At 66.9% G+C, this 19,075-nt stretch carries 16 protein-coding genes and 1 pseudogene; 9 read left to right on the forward strand and 8 right to left on the reverse strand.

Annotation, left to right across the window (positions count from 1 at the left end):
* Positions 1-173: 173 nt before the first annotated feature.
* A pseudogene (locus tag ACTJI4_RS01040) lies at positions 174-1,817 on the reverse strand (ABC1 kinase family protein); the annotation flags it as partial.
* A 176-nt stretch (positions 1,818-1,993) separates the two neighbouring features.
* On the opposite strand from ACTJI4_RS01040, the gene ACTJI4_RS01045 reads away from it, so the two are divergent.
* Entirely contained in the window at positions 1,994-2,935 is a 942-nt protein-coding gene (locus tag ACTJI4_RS01045; RefSeq protein ID WP_392922608.1) for a DUF808 domain-containing protein, read from the forward strand.
* Positions 2,936-2,961: 26 nt separating this feature from the next.
* Here ACTJI4_RS01045 and ACTJI4_RS01050 read toward each other — a convergent pair whose 3' ends face one another.
* On the reverse strand, positions 2,962-4,509 hold the full coding sequence (locus tag ACTJI4_RS01050; RefSeq protein WP_392922610.1) for a GGDEF domain-containing protein: 1,548 nt from the start codon (positions 4,507-4,509) through the stop codon (positions 2,962-2,964).
* 103 nt (positions 4,510-4,612) lie between these two features.
* On the opposite strand from ACTJI4_RS01050, the gene ACTJI4_RS01055 reads away from it, so the two are divergent.
* Positions 4,613-5,245, forward strand: coding sequence for an NAD-dependent dehydratase (locus ACTJI4_RS01055; protein WP_440868284.1), 633 nt, complete (start codon positions 4,613-4,615; stop codon positions 5,243-5,245).
* A 70-nt stretch (positions 5,246-5,315) separates the two neighbouring features.
* Here ACTJI4_RS01055 and ACTJI4_RS01060 read toward each other — a convergent pair whose 3' ends face one another.
* From ACTJI4_RS01060 to pdhA, 4 genes are read right to left on the reverse strand one after another with little or no spacing between them, the layout of a single operon-like run.
* Positions 5,316-6,707 (reverse strand): dihydrolipoamide acetyltransferase family protein, encoded by a 1,392-nt coding sequence (locus ACTJI4_RS01060; RefSeq protein ID WP_392922615.1) that lies wholly within the window; start codon positions 6,705-6,707, stop codon positions 5,316-5,318.
* The gene (locus ACTJI4_RS01065; protein ID WP_068854313.1) at positions 6,704-7,057 is read right to left on the reverse strand and encodes an SH3 domain-containing protein; all 354 of its coding nucleotides are present in this window, start codon (positions 7,055-7,057) and stop codon (positions 6,704-6,706) included. Before ACTJI4_RS01065 ends, ACTJI4_RS01060 begins: the two co-directional genes overlap by 4 nt.
* A 1-nt stretch (position 7,058) precedes the next feature.
* A complete protein-coding gene (locus ACTJI4_RS01070) occupies positions 7,059-8,126 on the reverse strand; it encodes an alpha-ketoacid dehydrogenase subunit beta (RefSeq protein WP_440868285.1) in 1,068 nt (355 codons plus the stop codon).
* A complete protein-coding gene (gene pdhA / locus ACTJI4_RS01075; RefSeq protein ID WP_392922622.1) occupies positions 8,119-9,201 on the reverse strand; it encodes a pyruvate dehydrogenase (acetyl-transferring) E1 component subunit alpha in 1,083 nt (360 codons plus the stop codon). The genes ACTJI4_RS01070 and pdhA overlap by 8 nt, the downstream gene beginning before the upstream one ends.
* Positions 9,202-9,535: 334 nt before the next feature.
* Between pdhA and ACTJI4_RS01080 the strand changes: the two genes are divergently transcribed.
* The 3 genes from ACTJI4_RS01080 (at position 9,536) to ACTJI4_RS01090 (ending at position 13,492) form a co-directional block, all read left to right on the forward strand.
* Positions 9,536-10,414 (forward strand): tryptophan 2,3-dioxygenase, encoded by an 879-nt coding sequence (locus ACTJI4_RS01080; RefSeq protein ID WP_392922625.1) that lies wholly within the window; start codon positions 9,536-9,538, stop codon positions 10,412-10,414.
* Between the two features lie 243 nt (positions 10,415-10,657).
* The gene (locus ACTJI4_RS01085; RefSeq protein ID WP_392922628.1) at positions 10,658-12,160 is read left to right on the forward strand and encodes a peptide MFS transporter; all 1,503 of its coding nucleotides are present in this window, start codon (positions 10,658-10,660) and stop codon (positions 12,158-12,160) included.
* A 192-nt stretch (positions 12,161-12,352) separates the two neighbouring features.
* Positions 12,353-13,492: a hypothetical protein gene (locus tag ACTJI4_RS01090; protein WP_392922631.1), complete on the forward strand. Its 1,140-nt coding sequence runs from the start codon at positions 12,353-12,355 to the stop codon at positions 13,490-13,492.
* Positions 13,493-13,631: 139 nt separating this feature from the next.
* Here the strand turns inward: ACTJI4_RS01090 and ACTJI4_RS01095 are convergent, their stop codons facing one another.
* Positions 13,632-14,123 (reverse strand): MarR family winged helix-turn-helix transcriptional regulator, encoded by a 492-nt coding sequence (locus ACTJI4_RS01095; RefSeq protein WP_068854306.1) that lies wholly within the window; start codon positions 14,121-14,123, stop codon positions 13,632-13,634.
* Positions 14,124-14,252: 129 nt separating this feature from the next.
* On the opposite strand from ACTJI4_RS01095, the gene hppD reads away from it, so the two are divergent.
* Positions 14,253-15,368, forward strand: a complete 1,116-nt coding sequence (hppD, locus tag ACTJI4_RS01100; protein WP_392922635.1) for a 4-hydroxyphenylpyruvate dioxygenase — start codon at positions 14,253-14,255, stop codon at positions 15,366-15,368.
* Positions 15,369-15,390: 22 nt separating this feature from the next.
* On the forward strand, positions 15,391-16,692 hold the full coding sequence (gene hmgA, locus ACTJI4_RS01105; RefSeq protein WP_440868286.1) for a homogentisate 1,2-dioxygenase: 1,302 nt from the start codon (positions 15,391-15,393) through the stop codon (positions 16,690-16,692).
* A 20-nt stretch (positions 16,693-16,712) separates the two neighbouring features.
* On the opposite strand, the gene ACTJI4_RS01110 is transcribed toward hmgA, so the two are convergent.
* Positions 16,713-17,255, reverse strand: coding sequence for a hypothetical protein (locus tag ACTJI4_RS01110; protein WP_392922641.1), 543 nt, complete (start codon positions 17,253-17,255; stop codon positions 16,713-16,715).
* A 132-nt stretch (positions 17,256-17,387) separates the two neighbouring features.
* Between ACTJI4_RS01110 and ACTJI4_RS01115 the strand changes: the two genes are divergently transcribed.
* Both ACTJI4_RS01115 and ACTJI4_RS01120 read left to right on the forward strand, forming a co-directional pair.
* Positions 17,388-18,011, forward strand: coding sequence for a hypothetical protein (locus tag ACTJI4_RS01115; protein WP_440868287.1), 624 nt, complete (start codon positions 17,388-17,390; stop codon positions 18,009-18,011).
* A gap of 100 nt (positions 18,012-18,111) precedes the next feature.
* Entirely contained in the window at positions 18,112-19,062 is a 951-nt protein-coding gene (locus ACTJI4_RS01120; protein WP_440868288.1) for a sodium:calcium antiporter, read from the forward strand.
* Positions 19,063-19,075: the final 13 nt, after the last annotated feature.

Below are 19,075 nucleotides of genomic sequence, written 5' to 3' on the forward strand. Positions count from 1 at the left end.
ACCTGCATGACAGACCGATGACTGGATCATGCCTGCACGAACCTGACTGAAATGTTTGCTGGAAATGGATTGGGCGCGCCTACACCGCGCTGCATTCAAAAGGGTAAAACATGCGTGAAGAAGGCGCGCGGACGCGCACCTTCTGCAGATGCCCGCCGGGGCGGGCAGGCCTGCTATCGATGACCGCGCTCTTCCCTGGAACGCGCGCGCCGGTCAAACAACAACGCGCTGAGGATGATGCCCAATCCAAGCAGTACGCCGATCAACATCAACATGAATGCGATGGCGGGATAGCCGAACAGGTGCCAGCCGGTGTCAACCTTCATCATCAACGCCGCCGCAAGAATCAGTGCCGCGGTGACGATGCCGGCCGACACCCGGTTGGCGATCTTCTGCAGGTTCTCCATCAGCCTGGATTCTTCCAGCCCGGTCACCTTCATCTGCAGGCGGTTCTCGGCCAGCAATGCCAGGATGTCCGACATCTTGCGCGGCCCCTCACGCAGAAGCTGCTGAACTTCCATTGCTTCGCTGGCCAGGTTGGCCGCCGACAGCGACTTTTTCAGGCGTGCCCGCATCACATGCTGGAGCTGGCGTTCGACGATGCGACGCGTGTCCAGGTCCGGCGACAGCAGGCGGCACACTGCTTCAAGATTCAGCAGCGCCTTGCCGAGCAGGCTCAGTTCCGGTGGCGTGCGCAGGCCGCTGGCGGTGGCGATACGGACCAGGTCCAGCACCACGCGGCCTTCCGAGAAGGTGCCGCTTGCGGCATAGCGCGCAATGACCTGCCCGGTCTCGCGCAGATAGCGTTCCTCGTCGAACGCTTCCAGCCGCGTACTGATACCGATGATCTCGTCCGCCACTTCTTCACCACGCCCATCCACTGCGGCGAACAACAGCTTGAGCAGCCGTTCGCGCAACCGTGGCGGCATGTGCGCGACCATGCCGAGGTCGAAGATGGCCAGGCGGCCCTCCGGGGTGACGCGCAGGTTGCCCGGATGTGGATCGGCATGGATCTCGCCGTGCACGAAAATCTGGTCGATATAGCCGCGGATCAGCGCGGCGGCCAGTGGTGCCATCGGCTCCTCGGTGCGGCGTACGTCCGGGATCATGTCCACCCGCACGCCCTGCGCCAGTTCCATGGTCAGCACGCGATGGCTGCAGTAGTCCCAGATCGGCTGCGGCACCCAAAGCGGCCTGAACGGCCGCAGATGTTGGCCGAAGCGCTGCAGGTTTTCGGCTTCAGCGTGGTAATCCAGCTCCTGCATCAGGGTCTTGGCGAACTCGTTGAGCCAGTCGCGCAGGCGTACCCGCCGACCCACCTGGGTGAGGTGGTCGGCAGCCAGTGCGAAGCTTCGCAGCACCTCCAGGTCCGACCGCAGCTGCGCCGCTACTTCCGGCTTCTGCACCTTTACGGCGACCTCGCGGCCATCGTGAAGCTGCGCGCGGTGCACCTGTGCGATGGAGGCGCAGCCCAGCGGCACCGGGTCAAAGCTGGAAAACAGCTTGGACACCGGCGCACCCAGTTCCTGCTCGATGATGGTGTAGATGCGCTCGACCGGGATCGGGGCAACCTTTTCCTGCATGCGCTCCAGCGCCGTGGCGAACTCCACCGGAACCATGTCCGGGCGGGTGGACAGCATCTGGCCCAGCTTGACGAAGGTGGGACCCAGCGACTCCAGATCGGTGACGAACTGTTCCGGGTTGCCCTCCGGCGGCAGGTCGTGGACGGCGCGGGAATCCAGGTTCATTCCCGAGAACACCCCCGAATGCCGGTAGCGCAGCAGCAGGCGCAGGATCTGGCTGCGGCGGTTCATGCCTTTGACCAGCGACGGCGAGCCGGGAACAACGGGCGTGGTATTCAAGCAGGGCTCCGTGACGGGACGAACCGGCAGTGTCGCCGCAGGGCAGTGGTGGGGCGGTGAATCCTGGCGATCTTCCCCGAAGGTGGCCGGATCGGTCAGAATCGGCGCCACCCCCCGATTTCTGGATTGCCATGGCCGGTGCCAGCCTGTTTGCGTTGCTCGACGATATTGCCGCCCTGCTGGATGACGTTTCGATACTGACCAAGGTGGCGGCCAAGAAGACCGCCGGCGTTCTGGGCGACGATCTGGCGCTGAACGCGCAGCAGGTGACCGGGGTCAGCGCCAACCGTGAACTGCCGGTGGTGTGGGCGGTGGCCAAGGGCTCGCTGGTGAACAAGGCGATCCTGGTCCCGGCGGCGTTGGCGATCAGTGCGCTGGAGGCCTGGCTCAAGGGCAAGGGCTATCCCATCCCGATCGTGGTGCCGCTGATGATGATCGGTGGCGCGTTCCTCTGCTACGAGGGCGTGGAGAAGCTGGCCCACCGCTTCCTGCATTCGAAGGAGGAGGACGAGCAGCAGAAGGCCGCGCGGCTCAAGGCGCTGGCCGACGAAAAGGTCGACATGGTCGCGTGGGAGAAGGACAAGGTGAAGGGGGCGATCCGCACCGACTTCATTCTGTCGGCCGAAATCATCGTGTTGTCGCTGGGCGTGGTATCGGCCGCGCCGTTCCTCAACCAGGTCACCGCGCTGGTGGTGATCGCGTTGGGCATGACGGTGTTCGTGTATGGGCTGGTGGCCGGCATCGTGAAGCTCGACGATGCAGGCCTGTATCTGTCGCGCAAGGGCGGCGGGTTGGCCGCCTTCGGCCGCGGCCTGCTGGTGTCGGCACCGTGGCTGATGAAGTTCCTGTCGGTGGCCGGGACCCTGGCCATGTTCCTGGTCGGCGGTGGCATCCTGGTGCACAACGTGCCGGCCATGCATCACTTCGTGGTGGGCATCGCCGCCAAGGTGGCGCCGTGGGGCTGGCTGGTGGAAGCGGGCGCGAACCTGGTCGTCGGCGTGATCGCCGGTGCGGTGGTACTGGCCGCCGTGACCGCTGTCCAGAAGGCGCGCGGCAAGACTGCGGCGCATTGAGGGCGCGGCTGTGCGTGGTGATTGAATCAGCCTGCCTGTACGCGGTTCTTGCCCACCCGCTTTGCCGCGTACAAGGCCGCATCGGCGCGCTTGAGTAGTGCTTCGCCGCCTTCGCCCGGCTGCCATTGGGCCAGGCCCGCGCTGAAGTGCACCAGCACCCGGTGCCCGTCCAGCTCCAGCGGCCGCTGCGCCAGCGAGCGTTGCAGGCGCAGCACGGTGGACATGCTGTCCGCGCCCGGCGTTTCCGGCATCAACAGCACGAACTCGTCACCGCCGATACGCGCGATGGTGTCGGTGCTGCGCAGCAGCAGTTGGCAGACCGTGACCAGGTGGCGCAGGATCGCGTCGCCACCGGGGTGACCATAGCTGCTGTTGGTCTGGTGGAAATCGTCCAGGTCCAGCAGCGCCAGTGCCAGCGGATGCGAGTGCCGCTGCGCACGGGCCAGCTCACGTTCCAGCAGCTCGTCGAATCCGCGGCGGTTGAGTGCGCCGGTCAGCGGATCAGTGCGCACCAGCCCGGATACATCGCGCAGCTCCTGCTCCAGCTCGGCAATACGTGCCTCGGCCTGCTCGACCTCGCGCCGCGCGTTGCCCAGATGGTCGCGCGCCTGCAACGCCTGCTCCTGCACACGCCCGGTGTCCTGCAGCACCTCCTGCAGGAGCTGGTTGAGATCGGCGATGCTGCGAGCCTCCTTCAAGGCGAGCGCGTAGCTGCTGATCCGGTCGTGGTACTCCCCCGTGCTTACCGCCATGCCATCCAGGCGTTCGATGAAGCCGCCCATCAGGCTCTTCATGGCCGCCTTGGATTCGACGATGCCCTGCTTGAGCAGACCCTGCTTGTAGATCACTTCGCGCAGGTTGGCGCGTGCCTGGTCAACCGAATCGCGGTCCAGCGGTCCGCTGATCAGGGCACGCACCGCATGCACCTGCCCGTGCAGCCAGCTGCTGTCGTCGAGCAGCTCGCCGATGTTGTCCAGCAACAGGTCGAACAGGCTGAGCAGCAGTTCCTGCTGCTCCTGCCAGCCGTCGCTGCGTACCCCGATCTGGTGGGTCAGCTCGCGCAGCCGCAGCTCCAGCGGCTGCAGCGGCTGGCCGGGGTGCCACTGGCGCAGCTCGGCGGCCAGCTGCACCGGCTCATCCTTCAGCTCGGGCATGTTCTGCAGCAGGCTGGCCACGGTGACGCCCAGGGTCAGGCGCAGCAGCTCGCGCAGGCGCAGGCTGTCGGGCTGGCCGTCGGGGCTGTCCTGTTCGATGGTGCGGATGTACTTGTCGATCAGCTGGCGCATGGCGCGGCCATAGCTGACCCAGTCGGCACTGCGCTGCGCCGACTGCAGGCGCAGGCCCATGTCGCCCAGCTCACCGGGCAGGGTGGACATGCCGTGGGCAAACGCGGCCAGCAACGGCTCGGGCTGGTCGGCCCCGGCAAACAGGCGCTGCAGCATGGCGCTGCTGCCGCCCTTGACCGCCGCGGCGTCCACGCGCGCGCCGACCACGGTGGCCGATGCCTGGCGGCGCGACAGCAGCCGGCCCACGGCGGTGCCGGGGCTGGGGTGGGCGTCCTGCGGGTCCTTCATGCGGCGGGTCCTGGCAATGTTGGAACGATATCGGCGCCGTTGTCGCCGGCTTGAACGACAGGCTGTGCCACGATGGTAGGCAATCCGGTGGCGGGAGTATGCGATGAAGGTGATGCTGGTTGGGGCAACCGGGCTGGTGGGCGGGCACGTGCTGCGGCAGCTGCTGGACGATGACCGCTGCGATGCGGTTGTGGCGCCCACGCGGCGCCCGTTGGGGCTGACCGCCCCGGCCCTGTTCAACCCGGTGGTGGACTTCGAGCAGCTGCCGCTGGACGCGGACTGGTGGGCGGCGGATGCGGTGATCTGCGCGTTGGGCAGCACCATCAGGCAGGCCGGCAGCCGCGAGATGTTTGCCCGTATCGACCATGACTATCCCCTGCAGGTGGCAACCCAGGCCAGGGCCCACGGTGCGCATGCATTCGTGCTGAACTCGGCGATGGGGGCCGACGCCGGGTCGCGGATCTTCTACAGCCAGGTGAAGGGAAGGCTGGAGCAGGACCTGCGTGGCCTGGGCTATCCGTCGCTGACCCTGGTGCGACCTGGCCTGATTGGTGGCGAGCGCAGCGAACGCCGCACCGGCGAGCACCTGGCCAGCCTGGTGCTGGGCGCGCTGGGGCCGCTGCTTCCCCGCGCGTGGCGGATCAATCCCGCCGAGCGCATCGCCGCCGCGATGGTGGACGCTGCGTTGGAACCCCGCCCTGGCGTGCACATCGTGGGATCCGCCGACCTGGCGTGACCCGGGGCGCCAAACGATGACGGCCACCCTGGGGTGGCCGTCATCGCATCCAACACATCCAGGGGATGGATCAGTTAGCCAGCGCCAGGTCGTCCAGCATCGCGCGCAGGAAGCGCGCAGCTTCGCCGCCGGTGGCGGCGCGGTGGTCGAACGTGACCGAGAGCGGAATCACCTTGTGCGCTTCCACCCCGCCCATCACCGGGGTCATCTGGTGGCGGGCGCGGCCGGCACCGACGATGGCCACGCACGGCGGCACCACGACCGGGGTCGCGTAGCGGCCGGCGAACATGCCGAAGTTGGACAGCGAGATGGTGTAGCCGCTCAGCTCGGACGCGGCAATCGACCGTGCTTCGACCTGCTCGCGCAGGCGGTTCACGCCCTCGCGGATGCCGCGCGCATCGAGCACGTCGGCGTTGCGCAGGGCGGGCACGAACAGGCCATCGTCGGTGTCCACCGCGATGCCCACGTCCACGTGCGCGTGCAGGGTGCGGGTCAGCGCATCGCCATCGAACCAGGCATTGAGCGCCGGCACCTTCTGGCAGCCCACCACGATCGCGCGCACCAGGCGGGCGGTGACGTCGTTGCCCGGCACCCAGGCGTGGATGTCGGCATCGTCGTTGAGGGTGGTCGGCACGACCTTGCTGTGCGCATCGGCCATCACCCGCGCCATGTTGCGGCGCACGCCCTTGAGCGGTTCCGGCTGGCCCTTGGCGACCACGCCCGGCGGCTGGGTACGCATCGGCTTGCCGGCGGCCGACAACGGTGCGCGGGCCTCGGCGGCGCGGGCCACGGGTGCCGCAGCGGCGACCGGGGCAGCGGCCACGGCTGCCGGCGCAGCGCCGACCTTGGCGCTGCCATCGGCGGCGGCCTGCTTGACGTCGGCCATGGTCACCGCGCCATCGGCGCCGGTGGCACGCACGCGGCTCAGGTCCACGCCCAGCTTGCGGGCGGTGGCACGTACCGCCGGCACGGCCTTCACCCCGCCGACCGCCACTGCCTGTTCGGCGTGCACGGCATTGGAGCTCTGCATCGCGCCGACCACGGTGCCGGCGTCATCGCGCTCGGCGCCCGGCTTGGCGATCTCGCCACCGTCATCGGAGGCCACCACCTTGTCCGGCTGGGCCGGGGCGGTCTGGCCGGTGCTCGGCGTGGGCGCCGGTGCGGCATGGCCGTGGCTGTGGCCGGTGTCCTGGCCATCGGCGCGCTGCGGCAGGTTCGGGTCCAGTTCGAACTGGGCCAGCACGCTGCCGGTGGGAATGATGTCCCCGGCACCGCCGGCCAGCTTCAGCACCTTGCCGGAGAACGGCGAAGGCACTTCAACCACGGCCTTGGCGGTCTCCATTGAGACCAGCGGCTCGTCGAGGGTGATCACGTCGCCTTCCTTGACGAACCATTCGACGATGGTGGCGTCGGGCAGGCCTTCGCCGAGGTCGGGCAGGTGGAAATTCTTGTTCTCACTCATGTGCAGTTCTCTTCCAGCAGTTCGAGATCGCGGGCCGGCAGCCAGCCCGTCGCGCCGTTCGCGCGTTCGGACCACCACCAGCCGCCGTGTTCATGATGCAGCTTGACCATTTCACCGCTGTCCACGTCCAGTTCGCGGGCGTCATAGTCGCGCAGGGCCTCCGCGCGACCATCGTCCAGCAACTGCAACCACGCCACCGGTGCCCAGCCGGCACGCCCGTCGTCGGTACGTACCCAGGCAAACGCCGGCCATTCCTCGTCACGAACACCCAGTTCGACGATCTGGCCGGTGCGGAACCGGAGCGGGTTGGGATACTGGCTGCGGTACGGGCCCAGAAGTCTGGCCCGCATGTCAGCCCGCCGCCACCGCGCGTTTGGCCGCGCTCACGATCCGGTCCACGCTGGGCAGGTACTTCATTTCCAGGCGGAACAGCGGAATGTGGGTGTCGTAGCCGGTGACACGTTCGACCGGTGCCAGCAGGTCGTACAGCGACTCCTCGGCCAGGCGCGCGGCGATCTCCGCGCCGAATCCCGCGGTCTTCGGGGCCTCCTGCACGATCACGCAGCGGCCGGTCTTGGCCACCGATTCGGCGATGGTGGCGAAGTCGAGCGGGCGCAGCGTGGCCACGTCGATCACTTCGGCACTGATGCCTTCGCCGGCCAGCTTGTCGGCCGCTTCCAGCGCTTCCTTCACCTGCGCGCCCCAGGTCACCAGGGTCACGTCGGTGCCGTCGCGCAGCACGAAGCAGACGTCCAGCGGCAGCGCTTCGCCATCGTTGACCACCACTTCCTTGTACTGGCGGTAGATGCGCTTGGGCTCCATGTAGATCACCGGATCCGGCTCGCGGATCGCGGCCAGCAACAGGCCATACGCGCGCTGCGGCGAGGACGGCAGCACCACGCGCAGGCCCGGCACGTTGGTGAAGATCGCCTCGTTGGCTTCGCTGTGGTGTTCCGGCGCACGGATGCCGCCGCCCCACGGCACGCGCAGCACCATCGGGCAGTGCAGGCGGCCACGGGTGCGGTAACGCAGGCGCGCGGCGTGGCAGATGATGTGGTCCACCATCGGGTACATGAAGCCATCGAACTGGGCTTCGGCCACCGGCTTCATGCCCTGCGCGGCCAAGCCGATGGTCAGGCCGGCGATGGTGGTTTCATCCAGCGGGGTGTCCAGGATGCGGTCGGCGCCGAAGCGCTGCTGCAGGCCGGCGGTGGCGCGGAACACGCCGCCATTGACGCCGACGTCCTCGCCCAGCACCAGCACCGACTTGTCGTGTTCCAGCTCCCACGCCAGCGCCTGGGTGATGGCTTCGATGAGGGTGATGGGCGTGGTGGTCATGCTGTCTTCTCCGCGCGCGATGGCGGCGCTGTCGGCGGCGTTGGTCTGCGCGCCGGGCGCGCCGTTCTTGATCTCATCCATGGCGCTGCTCCAGAGCAATGGCCTGTGCACGCTGGGCCAGCAGGTCCTGTGGCGGATCGGCATACAGGAAGTCGAACATCGCCTCGACCGGCTGCACCGGGGTGTTGAGGTACAGGTTCACCTCTTCATCCACGCGCTTGCCGCATTCCACGGTCCAGGCCTGTTCCTCTTCCTCGCTCCACACGCCGGCAGCGATCAGGTACTTGCGCAGGCGCAGCATCGGCTCGCGCTGCCAGGCATCCTTGACCTCGGCATCGTCGCGGTAGCGGCGCGCGTCATCGGCGGTGGTGTGGTCGGACAGGCGGTAGGTCATCAGTTCCAGCACGGTGCCACCGTCGCCGGCCAGCGCGCGTTCGCGTGCCTGCAGCATGGCGGCCATCACCGCGATCAGGTCGTTGCCGTCCACCTGCAGGCAGTGCAGGCCACCGGCCAGGCCTTTCTGCGCCAGCGTTTCGGCGCCGGTCTGGGCCGAACGCGGAACCGAGATCGCCCAGCCGTTGTTGACGATGCACAGGATCAGCGGGAGCTTGTACGCACCGGCCGAGTTCAGCGCGGCGTAGAAGTCGGTCTTGGAGCTGCCACCGTCACCGCAGACTGCCACGGCGATCTGTTTTTCCTGGTTGAGCTTGAACTTCAGCGCCGCGCCGGCGGCGTGCAGGCACTGGGTGGAAATCGGCACGCAGAACGGGAAGTCCTTGGCGGCGTTGCCGCCGTAGTCGTTGCCCCGCTCGTCACCGCCCCAATACATCAGGACGTCGCGCGGGCGCACGCCACGCATGAACATCGCGCCATACTCGCGGTAGGACGGTGCGAACACGTCGTCCTTCTGCATGGAAGCGCCGATGCCGACATGCGCGGCTTCGTGGCCCAGGCAGGCGGCGTAGGTGCCCAGCTTGCCGGTGCGCTGCAACGCGATCGACTTGCCGTCGAACACACGCACGAACAGCATCTGCTTGAACATCGGCAGCAGCGCGCGTGGGTCGCGCAGCGCCTCGGGCAGGTCATCGCGGACGAGCGTGCCGTCCGTGTCCAGGTACTGCAGGTATTCGATCTTGAACTCAGCGGCAACCGTCATTGCGTACTGCACCTTCGACAGGAAGTTACAAATGATATGAATTGCCATGTTAAGGAAGGCGGACGAAAAAGCCGTCCTGCGGCGCAGCAACTGTCCCGGGGACATGGGCCCGGTATACCCCATGGGGGGCACCAAACGCCAATGACTTCAACGTATTCAGGTGCATCAACCGGGCATGAGTGGCCGTGGTCGGTGGCTGTTTCGCACGCGAGCCATCCTGCCTGCAGCGCAGATTCCGGTGCCGGGCCGCCCACCACACGCCTGCGCATGGAATCGCCCACCCGCCGGCGCGGGCGGTGCGCTACCCTTTTGGCCCCCTCCAGCGGCCCCCGCCATGTCTGTCGACAAGAACCAACGCGACCTTGAAGCCGGTATCCACACCGACCTGGAGGGGCGCCTGACCTATGGCGGCTACCTGCGACTGGACCAGCTGCTTTCGGCGCAGCAGCCGCTGTCCACCCCCCCGCACCACGATGAAATGCTCTTCATCATCCAGCACCAGACCTCGGAGCTGTGGCTGAAGCTGCTGGCCCACGAGCTCCGTGCCGCGATCGGCTTCCTGCAGCGCGACCAGGTCTGGCAGTGCCAGAAGGTGCTGGCGCGCAGCAAGCTGGTGCTGCGCCAGCTCACCGAGCAATGGTCGGTGCTGGAAACCCTGACGCCTTCCGAGTACATGGGCTTCCGCGACGTGCTCGGCCCGTCGTCGGGCTTCCAGTCGCTGCAGTACCGCTACATCGAGTTCCTGCTGGGCAACAAGAACGCGCAGATGCTGCAGGTGTTCTCGCACGACCCGGCCGGACAGGCGCAGCTGCAGCAGGTACTGGACGCGCCCAGCCTGTACGAGGAGTTCCTGCGCTACCTGGCCCGCTTCGGGCATGCCATCCCGGCTGGCTACCTGGACCGCGACTGGCAACAGCCGCACGTGGCCGACGACGCCCTGCACCCGGTGTTCGAGCGGATCTACCAGAACACCGACCGCTACTGGCGCGAATACGCGCTGTGCGAGGACCTGGTAGACCTGGAAACCGCGTTCCAGCTCTGGCGCTTCCGCCACATGCGCACCGTGATGCGGGTGATCGGCTTCAAGCGCGGCACCGGCGGTTCCAGCGGGGTGGGGTTCCTGCGCCAGGCCCTGGAGCTGACCTTCTTCCCGGAGCTGTTCCAGGTGCGCACCACGATCCGCAACGACGACCCGATGCCGCCCGACGCCTGAGCCGACGAGCCGGGTCCCCAAGCCTATTCATGTATTCCCGGGGGATCCGCCGTACGGTGCTGGAAGCCCCGCCATTGCTGCGCTGGCGGCGGCGGGGCGGTAGTTGCAGATGCAAGTTCAGCGACCACGCGGCGAGCTGCACAGATCGGTGTGTATTTGACGTGAACGCCGTTGTTCTGTGATTCTCCCGCGCTGTTTCGCACATCGGACGTGCATGTCTTCCACCGAACCCAGGAATCCCGCATGAGCGTAGACGCCGCCGCGAAATCCGTTCCCGAACCGGCGTTGCCGGAGTTCAAGACCACGCTGGGCCACCCGCGCCCGCTGTGGATGCTGTTCATGACCGAGTTCTGGGAACGCTTCGCGTTCTACGGGATCCGCTGGGCGCTGGTGCTGTACATCGTGGCCCAGTTCCACAACGGCGACTCCGCCGGCGAGGGTGAGGCCGGCGTTACCTACGGTGCCTACCTGGCACTGGTGTACGCCGCCGCGATCTTTGGCGGCTATGTCGCCGATCGGGTCCTGGGATACCAGCGTTCGATCCTGACCGGCGCGCTGATCATGGCGGCGGGTCTGTTCATGATTTCGGTGCCCAACAAGGAAGTGTTCGAGCTCGGCCTGGCCACGATCATCATCGGCAACGGCCTGTTCAAACCGAACATCTCCACCATGGTGGGCAAGCTGTACGGCCTGAAGGATGAGCGCCGCGATTCGGGCTTCACCATCTTCTACATGGGCATCAACATCGGTGCGATGATCGCGCCGGTATTGACCGACTACCTCGCCCGCAAGGTGTTCGGTACCGAAGCGATGCCGTCCTACAAGGTGGTGTTCATCGCCTCGGGTATCGGCATGCTGCTGAGCCTGGTGTGGTTCTATATCGGCCGCGCCGGCCTGAAGGGTATCGGCGCGCCGCCGGCCGGCGCCGAAGGCTTCGGTCGCATCGCCGTGGTGTTCATCGGCGCGATGCTCGCCATCCCGGTGGCCTACTTCCTGCTTTCGACCGGTTCAACCGTGCTGGCCTGGATCCTGGGCGCCTTGTTCGTCGGGTTGGGCGTGCTGCTTCTCGTGGAAGGCATCCGCGAGGGCAAGGTCCAGCGTGATCGCGTGATCGCGATGCTGATCATCTTCATCTTCAACGTGATGTTCTGGATGTTCTTCGAGCAGGCCGGCAGCTCCTTCACCTTCCTGGCCGACAAGATCGTCAACCGCGACCTCGGTGGCTGGACCTTCCCGACCGCGTGGTTCCAGTCGGTGAACTCGGTGGCCATCATCACCCTGGCACCGCTCGTGGCCTGGATCTGGGTGAAGATGGGCAGCGCCAATCCGTCCATTCCGCGCAAGTTCGGCCTCGGCCTGCTGTTCAACGGCGCGGCCTTCGCGCTGCTGATGCTGGCGCTGTCGACCATGGTCGTGGATGGCAAGATCCCGTTCTGGACGCTGTTCATGGTCTACGTGATCCAGTCGGTCGGTGAGCTGTGCCTGTCGCCGATCGGCCTGTCGATGGTGACCAAGCTGGCTCCGGTGCGTCTGGTCGGCTTCGGCATGGGCGGCTGGTTCCTGTCCACCGGCATCGGCAACAACCTGTCGGGTATCTACTCCAAGTTCATCAGTGGCGAAACCGGCATGTCGGTGGAGTCCGCCCTGCACGGTTACACGCTCGGCTTCTGGGCATTGATTGGCTCGGGCGTGCTGCTGTTCCTGATCGCCCCGTTGATCAACAAGCTGATGCACGGCGTCAAGTGAGGTCTGCAATGCTCGCAGCCGGCCAGCCGGTGGCCTCGGGCAACTGAAGGAATGGCGCCGTCCCAGGCGCCCTGACCGGAGGAAAAATGCCGCGGACATCGCGGCATTTTTTCTGGAACAGCGTACTGACCGTCCGCTCTACATTTTTTCCGCGCGCTGCCGCTATCTCCAAGGACCTCATGGATTGAACACATGCAGCCCGGCGCCAGTGACAGCACCTCCGACACCCTTCTCGACGTCGCCGCCGGGGTAACCCTGCCGCCGACGGATGTGCTGCTGGACGACCACTCGGCGCACGACGCAGGCAGCGAGGCGGCTACCCCGGCACCCGGGGCCACGCTCTATCGCCTGCCGCAGGTGTCGGTGCCCGACAACGTGCTGCTCAAGGCGGCAGTGCAGAAACTGGTTGAACAGAAAACCCAGCTCGATCAGCTGGCCCGCAACCCGGCGCTGGTGGGTCTGCTGCCCAGCGAATGGCAAGGCACCGGCTCGCGCGGGGTGGACCTGCAGAGTTTCGTGCTCTCGGTGCTGCCTTACCTGCATAACGCCACCAAGGCCGAAACCGCGCCCGCGCGACTGCCGCTCAAGCATGTGCTGGGAGACAGCGGGCGCTGGGACCAGGCCGACGTGGCCGAGCCGAAATCGCTGGCGTTCTTCCTGGCCAGCGACGATCGCGCCACCGCAGGGGTGAAGGATCCGGCCGAGGCCTGCCTGGTCGCGCCGCTGGGCCTGGCCTGGGCACACGAGGGCCGCACCCGGCCAGGTTTCCTGCGCGATATGGGGTACACCAGCATGGCCGCGCGCGTACATGTGCTGCCGTACCCGGAACCGGGCCAGCTGGCGCTGTACAGCGTGGTAGCCAATGGCATCGCCCAGGTCTGGTGCGTGCTGGACCGGCGCAAGCTGCGGCCGCTGCTTGCACCGTGGCTGAGCGTGCCCCTGCTGACCGCCTATGGGGTCGCTGCGCCGGTGGCGTGGCCAACGTCGTATCCGCCGGTCGACGAGGTGGCACGCGCCCTGGCCACCGCGCGCACCGGCAGGGCCCCGGTGGAAGTGGACCTGCCCAAGGTGGCCGCCAAGATCGCCGAAGATGCCTCGGGCGAAACCTGGATGCCGGTGAGTCTGCTCCAGGTTGGGACCTGGGCGCCGCGCTGGCGCTATTTCCTGGCCACCTTCATCGCGCTGCCGGCTGCCTTGCTGGTGATTGCGGCGCTGGCGCTGCCAGGTGCGCTGGAAGCAGCTGCGGTGGCGGCGTCACTGGGCCTGGCCGCCGGCGCCATCGGCGCGTTGGCCGCGCCTTGGGTGCATGCGCGGCGGAAACACCTCAGCTGAGGTAACGACCAACGGTCGTTACCTACCGGAACAATCACCGACGCCATGCCCGTCGGCGGCGGACCCGCGGAACAATCATCGACGCCATGCCCGTCGGCGGCGGACCCGCGGGCAGGTACCGACCGTTGGTCGGTACTCCTCAGCCTTCATCCATCCGCTGCAGGCCTTCGCCCGCCAGGCGCAGGATCAGCTTCTCCAGCATCTGCTCCTCATCCTCGCTGAGCACCGACATCAGCTTGCGGGTGATCTCGATCACCAGCGGGGCAATGGTCTCGTAGACCTCAAACCCGGCCGCCGACAGCGCCAGCACCGAGCGCCGGCGGTCATCGCCATGGGTTTCACGCTTGATGAAGCCGCGTTCGAGCAGTCTGGCCACGGCCCGGCTGACCGCCACCTTGTCCATCGCGGTGCGGTCGGAGACCTCGCTCGCCGATGAGCCCGGGTACAGCGCCAGGATGGTGATCACCCGCCATTCGGGAATCGCCAGGCCGTAACGGTCTCCGTAGAGCTTGGCGATGTTGCCGCTGACCCGGTTGGACAGAACGCTCAGCCGGTAGGGCAGGAACTGCTCCAGGTCGAGCAGGGCGTGCGTGGCACGGATGGTCTGGCTGCTGGGATCGGGTGGGCTCATGCTGCAGTGCACCTTGATGGTGGTTTCATGTGAAACTATAACCTTCTTTCCGGACTCCGCATTCTCGCGGGTCTGCCTTCCGCCCGCACCTGGTTTTTTTCCGGGGGTGGGCCGCTTTGGAGCCACGTCATGAGCAGCCAGCCCGCAACCGCGTCGCACGCCCCCAACCCGGGCATGCAGGTCACCACCTTCGAGAACCCGATGGGCATCGATGGGTTCGAATTCGTTGAATTCGCCGCGCCGGCCGGACGTGGCGCCGAGCTCCACGACTATTTCCGCAAAATGGGCTTCACTGCGGTGCTGCGCCACAAGCAGCGCGCCATCACCGTGTACCGCCAGGGCGGGGTGAACTTCCTGGTCAACGAGGAGCCCGATTCGTTCGCCTCGGACTTCGCTGAAAAGCACGGCCCGTGCGCCTGTGGCTTCGCCATCCGCTTCCAGAAGCCGGGCGATGAAGTGTTCAGGATGGCGCTCGGCAACGGTGCCGAAGCGATCGACTTCAAGCCGGAAACCAAGGCCGTGCCGGCCCCGGTCATCAAGGGCATCGGCGACTGCATGCTGTACCTGGTGGACCGTTACGGTGCTGCCGGCAGCATGTTCGATACCGACTACGCACCGATCGACGGCGTGGACCAGAACCCGGTCGGGTTCGGCCTGACCTTCATCGACCACCTGACCCACAACCTGTACTTCGGCAACATGCAGCAGTGGTCGGACTACTACGAGCGCCTGTTCAACTTCCGCGAAATCCGTTACTTCGACATCAAGGGCCTCAAGACTGGCCTGGTGTCCAAGGCGATGACCGCTCCGGACGGCATCGTGCGCATTCCGCTCAATGAATCGTCCGACCCGAAGAGCCAGATCAACGAATACCTGGACGCCTACAAGGGCGAGGGCATCCAGCACATCGCCTGCTTCACCGAAAACATCTATGAGACCGTCGAGGCGATGCGTGCGCAGGGCGTGGAGTTCCTGGATACGCCGGACACGTATTTCGAGGTGATCGACATGCGCGTGCCCGGACATGGCGAAGACGTGCCGCGCCTGGCGAAGAACAAGATCCTGATCGATGCCGATCCGGAGACCAAGCAGCGCAAGCTGCTGCAGATCTTCACCACCAACTGTATTGGCCCGATCTTCTTCGAGATCATCCAGCGCAAGGGCAATGAAGGGTTTGGCGAAGGCAACTTCACCGCGCTGTTCGAAAGCATCGAGCGCGACCAGATCAAGCGCGGCGTGCTGTAATTCACCAAAACGGACCCCGACCATGCCCACCTCCCTCGAATCGCGCGGCTACCAGACCGGTTTCGGCAACGAATTCGCCACGGAAGCGGTTCCCGGCGCACTGCCGGTGGGCCGCAACTCGCCGCAGCGGGTGGCGCATGGGTTGTACGCCGAACAGCTGTCGGGCACGGCGTTCACCGCGCCGCGTGGCAGCAACCGGCGCAGCTGGTTGTACCGGATACGCCCGGCGGTCACCCATGGGGAATTCCAGCCCTATGCGCAACCGCGCCTGCACGGCGATTTCGAGCAGGGGGCGGTGTCGCCGAACCAGCTGCGCTGGGAACCACTGCCGCTGCCCACCGCGCCGACCGACTTCGTCGACGGCCTGTACACCATGGGCGGCAATGGTTCGCCTGACGCGCACGGTGGCGTCGGCATCCACCTGTATGCCGCCACTGCGGACATGCAGGGGCGTTACTTCTACGACGCCGATGGTGAACTGCTGATCGTGCCGGAACTGGGACGCCTGCGATTGCTGACCGAGCTGGGCGTGATCGAGATCGAACCGCAGCAGATCGCGGTGATCCCACGCGGGGTGCGGTTCCGCGTCGAACTGCCGGATAGGCAGGCGCGCGGCTACGTCTGCGAAAACTTCGGTGCGCTGCTCAGATTGCCGGACCTGGGCCCGATCGGGTCGAACGGACTGGCCAACCCGCGCGATTTCGAAACGCCGCACGCGGCGTACGAAGACGTCGACGGCGCCTTCGAGTTGATCGCCAAGTTCCAGGGCCAGCTGTGGCGTGCGGACATCGATCACTCACCGCTGGATGTGGTGGCCTGGCACGGCAACTACGCACCGTACCGCTATGACCTGCGCCGCTTCAACACCATCGGCTCGATCAGCCACGACCACCCGGACCCGTCGATTTTCCTGGTGCTGCATTCGCCCAGCGATACCCCGGGCACCAGCAACATGGATTTCGCGATCTTCCCGCCGCGCTGGCTGGTGGCCCAGGATACCTTCCGGCCGCCGTGGTTCCACCGCAACATCGCCAGCGAGTTCATGGGGCTGATCCACGGCGCCTATGACGCCAAGGCCGAAGGCTTCGTGCCCGGTGGCGCATCCCTGCATAACAGCATGAGCGGCCACGGGCCGGATGCCACCACGTTCGAGAAGGCGTCCGCGGCCGACCTGAGCCGGCCGGACGTGATCAAGGACACCATGGCCTTCATGTTCGAAACGCGTGGCGTGATTCGCCCCACCGCGCAGGCGATGGACGCGGCGCACCGCCAGCGTGGCTACCAGCACTGCTGGCAGGGCCTGAAGAAGAACTTCCAGGCGTAATCACACACGGGCAGCGGCGATCAGCCGGCGTCGGCGCCGGCCTGCTCCAGCTGTGCCAGATGCGTCTCCGGCAGCACTTCGAAGAGACGCTGGCGTACGCGCTCGCAGTAGCCGGGTGAGGTCAGCCCAGCCAGCGCATCGAGGGCACTGCGCAGCGCGGCGACCACCTGCTCGTCGCTGCGCGCCTGCTGCAGGGCGTACAGCAGCGCGGCGGCCTGCGGGTGCCGTTGAAGTTCGAGAATGCCGAGCAGGTAGATGCGTGCGGCCACCAGCGAACGCCGGCGTTCGGTGACGGGAGCGGCACTTCCCGGCGCGGGGCTGGCCGCAGTTGCCGCAACGGGCTCGGGCGCGGGCACCGGTTCGGGCGGCGCAGTAGACACCAGATAGCCGCTCTGGATCAGCTGGATCACCATTGCCGACGCTTCCGGCCCGATCATCGCGGTGAGCTGGGACAGGTCGCGCTGGCCATCGCACAGGATCAGCAGGCGCCGTTGGCGCATGTCCAAGGGCGCGCGGTGGGCCTGCAGGGCGTCGCGGGCGAGGTCGGTCTTGCGCGGTTGCATGGTCGTGGGGTCGAAGCGGTGCAGGCCGAGCCTGAACGCTGCAGGTGTAACTGTGATGACAGGCACGCTATGTATGCACGCGCTGCACGGCCTCCGCGCTAGCCTGCGAACCACTCACAGGAGGGCGTGCAGATGAAGCAGCTGGCAAGCGTGTTGGCATTGGGTATCGCAATCGCGTTGGCGGGCTGCGACCGCCATCCAGAGCCCCCCTCGGCCGACGCCGAGGCTGCGGTGGTGGAGCCGGCTGCGGGCGCGGCGGCACCCGCAGCACCTGCGAGCACGCCCACTGCACCCGCGGCCGATCCAGCCGCGCAGGGTCCTGCGCGGCTGGATGGGTATGGCCCGTTGACCCTGGGTGCCAGCCTGGACGAAGTGCGCGCCGCCTGGAAGGAGCCCCTGCAGGGCGACGTCCCCGATGACTATTGCCACGCGCTCCGCCCGCAGGGCAGCCAAGCCGATGACGTGATCCTGATGGTCGAAGGCAAGCGGCTGGTGCGTTACGACGTCCGCAACGACCGCATCGTGGCGCCGGGTGGCGGCAAGGTCGGGATGTCGCTGGGCCAGCTGCAGACGCTGTATCCCGATCGCGGCGACCTGACCCCGCACAAGTACGACGAGAAGGGCCACAACCTGCGCGTGCGCCCGGCCAGCGAGGGCGGGGCGATCGTCAACTTCGAGATCAACGGCGATGGCACCGTCACCGCCTGGCGGGTCGGCAAGACCCCGCAGGTGGATTACGTGGAAGGCTGCTCCTGAGCCACCGCACGGGGCCGGGTCTCCCGGCCCCGTGCGCACCGCCTGTGCGCCGGGCCTGAACTGGCCCTAGAATCGGGCCACGCCACCTGGGGATGCACTGATGATCGCTGCCACCGCCTGGTTCCTGTTGGGCCTGCTGCTGCTTTCACTTGGGGGCGACTCCATCGTCAAGGCCGCCTCCGGGCTGGCCCAGCGCTTCGGTGCTTCTCCTTTCGTGGCGGGATTGCTGCTGGTGACCTTCGGTACCTCCCTGCCCGAACTGGTGGTCAATGCCCGCGCGTTCGTGGTGGGCGCCCAGGAGCTGGGGCTGGGCAATGCGGTGGGAAGCAATATCGTCAATGTGGGCCTGACCCTGGCGCTGGCGGCGCTCGCCGCGCCGCTGCTGGTGCGGGCACGCCTGCTCTCACCGTTGCTGGTGCTGCTGGCGTTGGCCAGCCTGGCGCTGATCGTATTTGGACTGGACGGGGTGATCGCGCGCTGGGAAGGGGTCTTACTGCTGCTCGGCTTCGTGGCGCTGCTTGCCTTCGTGCTGCGCCAGGCCCGACGCGAATCCGAGCCGGTACGCGAGGCGATTGCCGGTTACGCGATGACCCGTACCGGCCTGTTGCTCAACGTGCTGCGGGTAGTGTTCGCCGCCGTGTGCCTGTACTACGGCGCGCGGTGGGTGGTGGGTGCCGCGCCGGTGATGGGGGCCAGCCTGGGCTGGTCGCCCTTGCTGGTGGGCCTGTTGCCGGTGGCCATCGGCACCGCGCTGCCGGAAGTCGCTGCCGCGATCGTCGCCGCGCGCCGTGGCCAGGGTGACATGGTGCTGGGTCACGTGATCGGTTCGAGCCTGTTCAACCTGCTGGTGGTGGTCGGCGGCATGGCCGCGCTGCGCCCGCTGGCGCTGCCCGAGTCGTTCGTGAAGCTGGAGTTGCCGGCAGCGATCGCCTTCGTGCTGGTGCTGTACCCGATGCTCAAGGGCGACCTGAGGATCAGCCGGCGCGAGGGCGGGATCCTGTTGCTGGCGTTCGTGGCGTGGATCGCGCTGGAGCTGGCGTTGATCGGCTAGGGACACGCATGGC

It is taken from the genome of Stenotrophomonas sp. 22385 (genome assembly GCF_052045085.1).
GTDB lineage: Bacteria > Pseudomonadota > Gammaproteobacteria > Xanthomonadales > Xanthomonadaceae > Stenotrophomonas.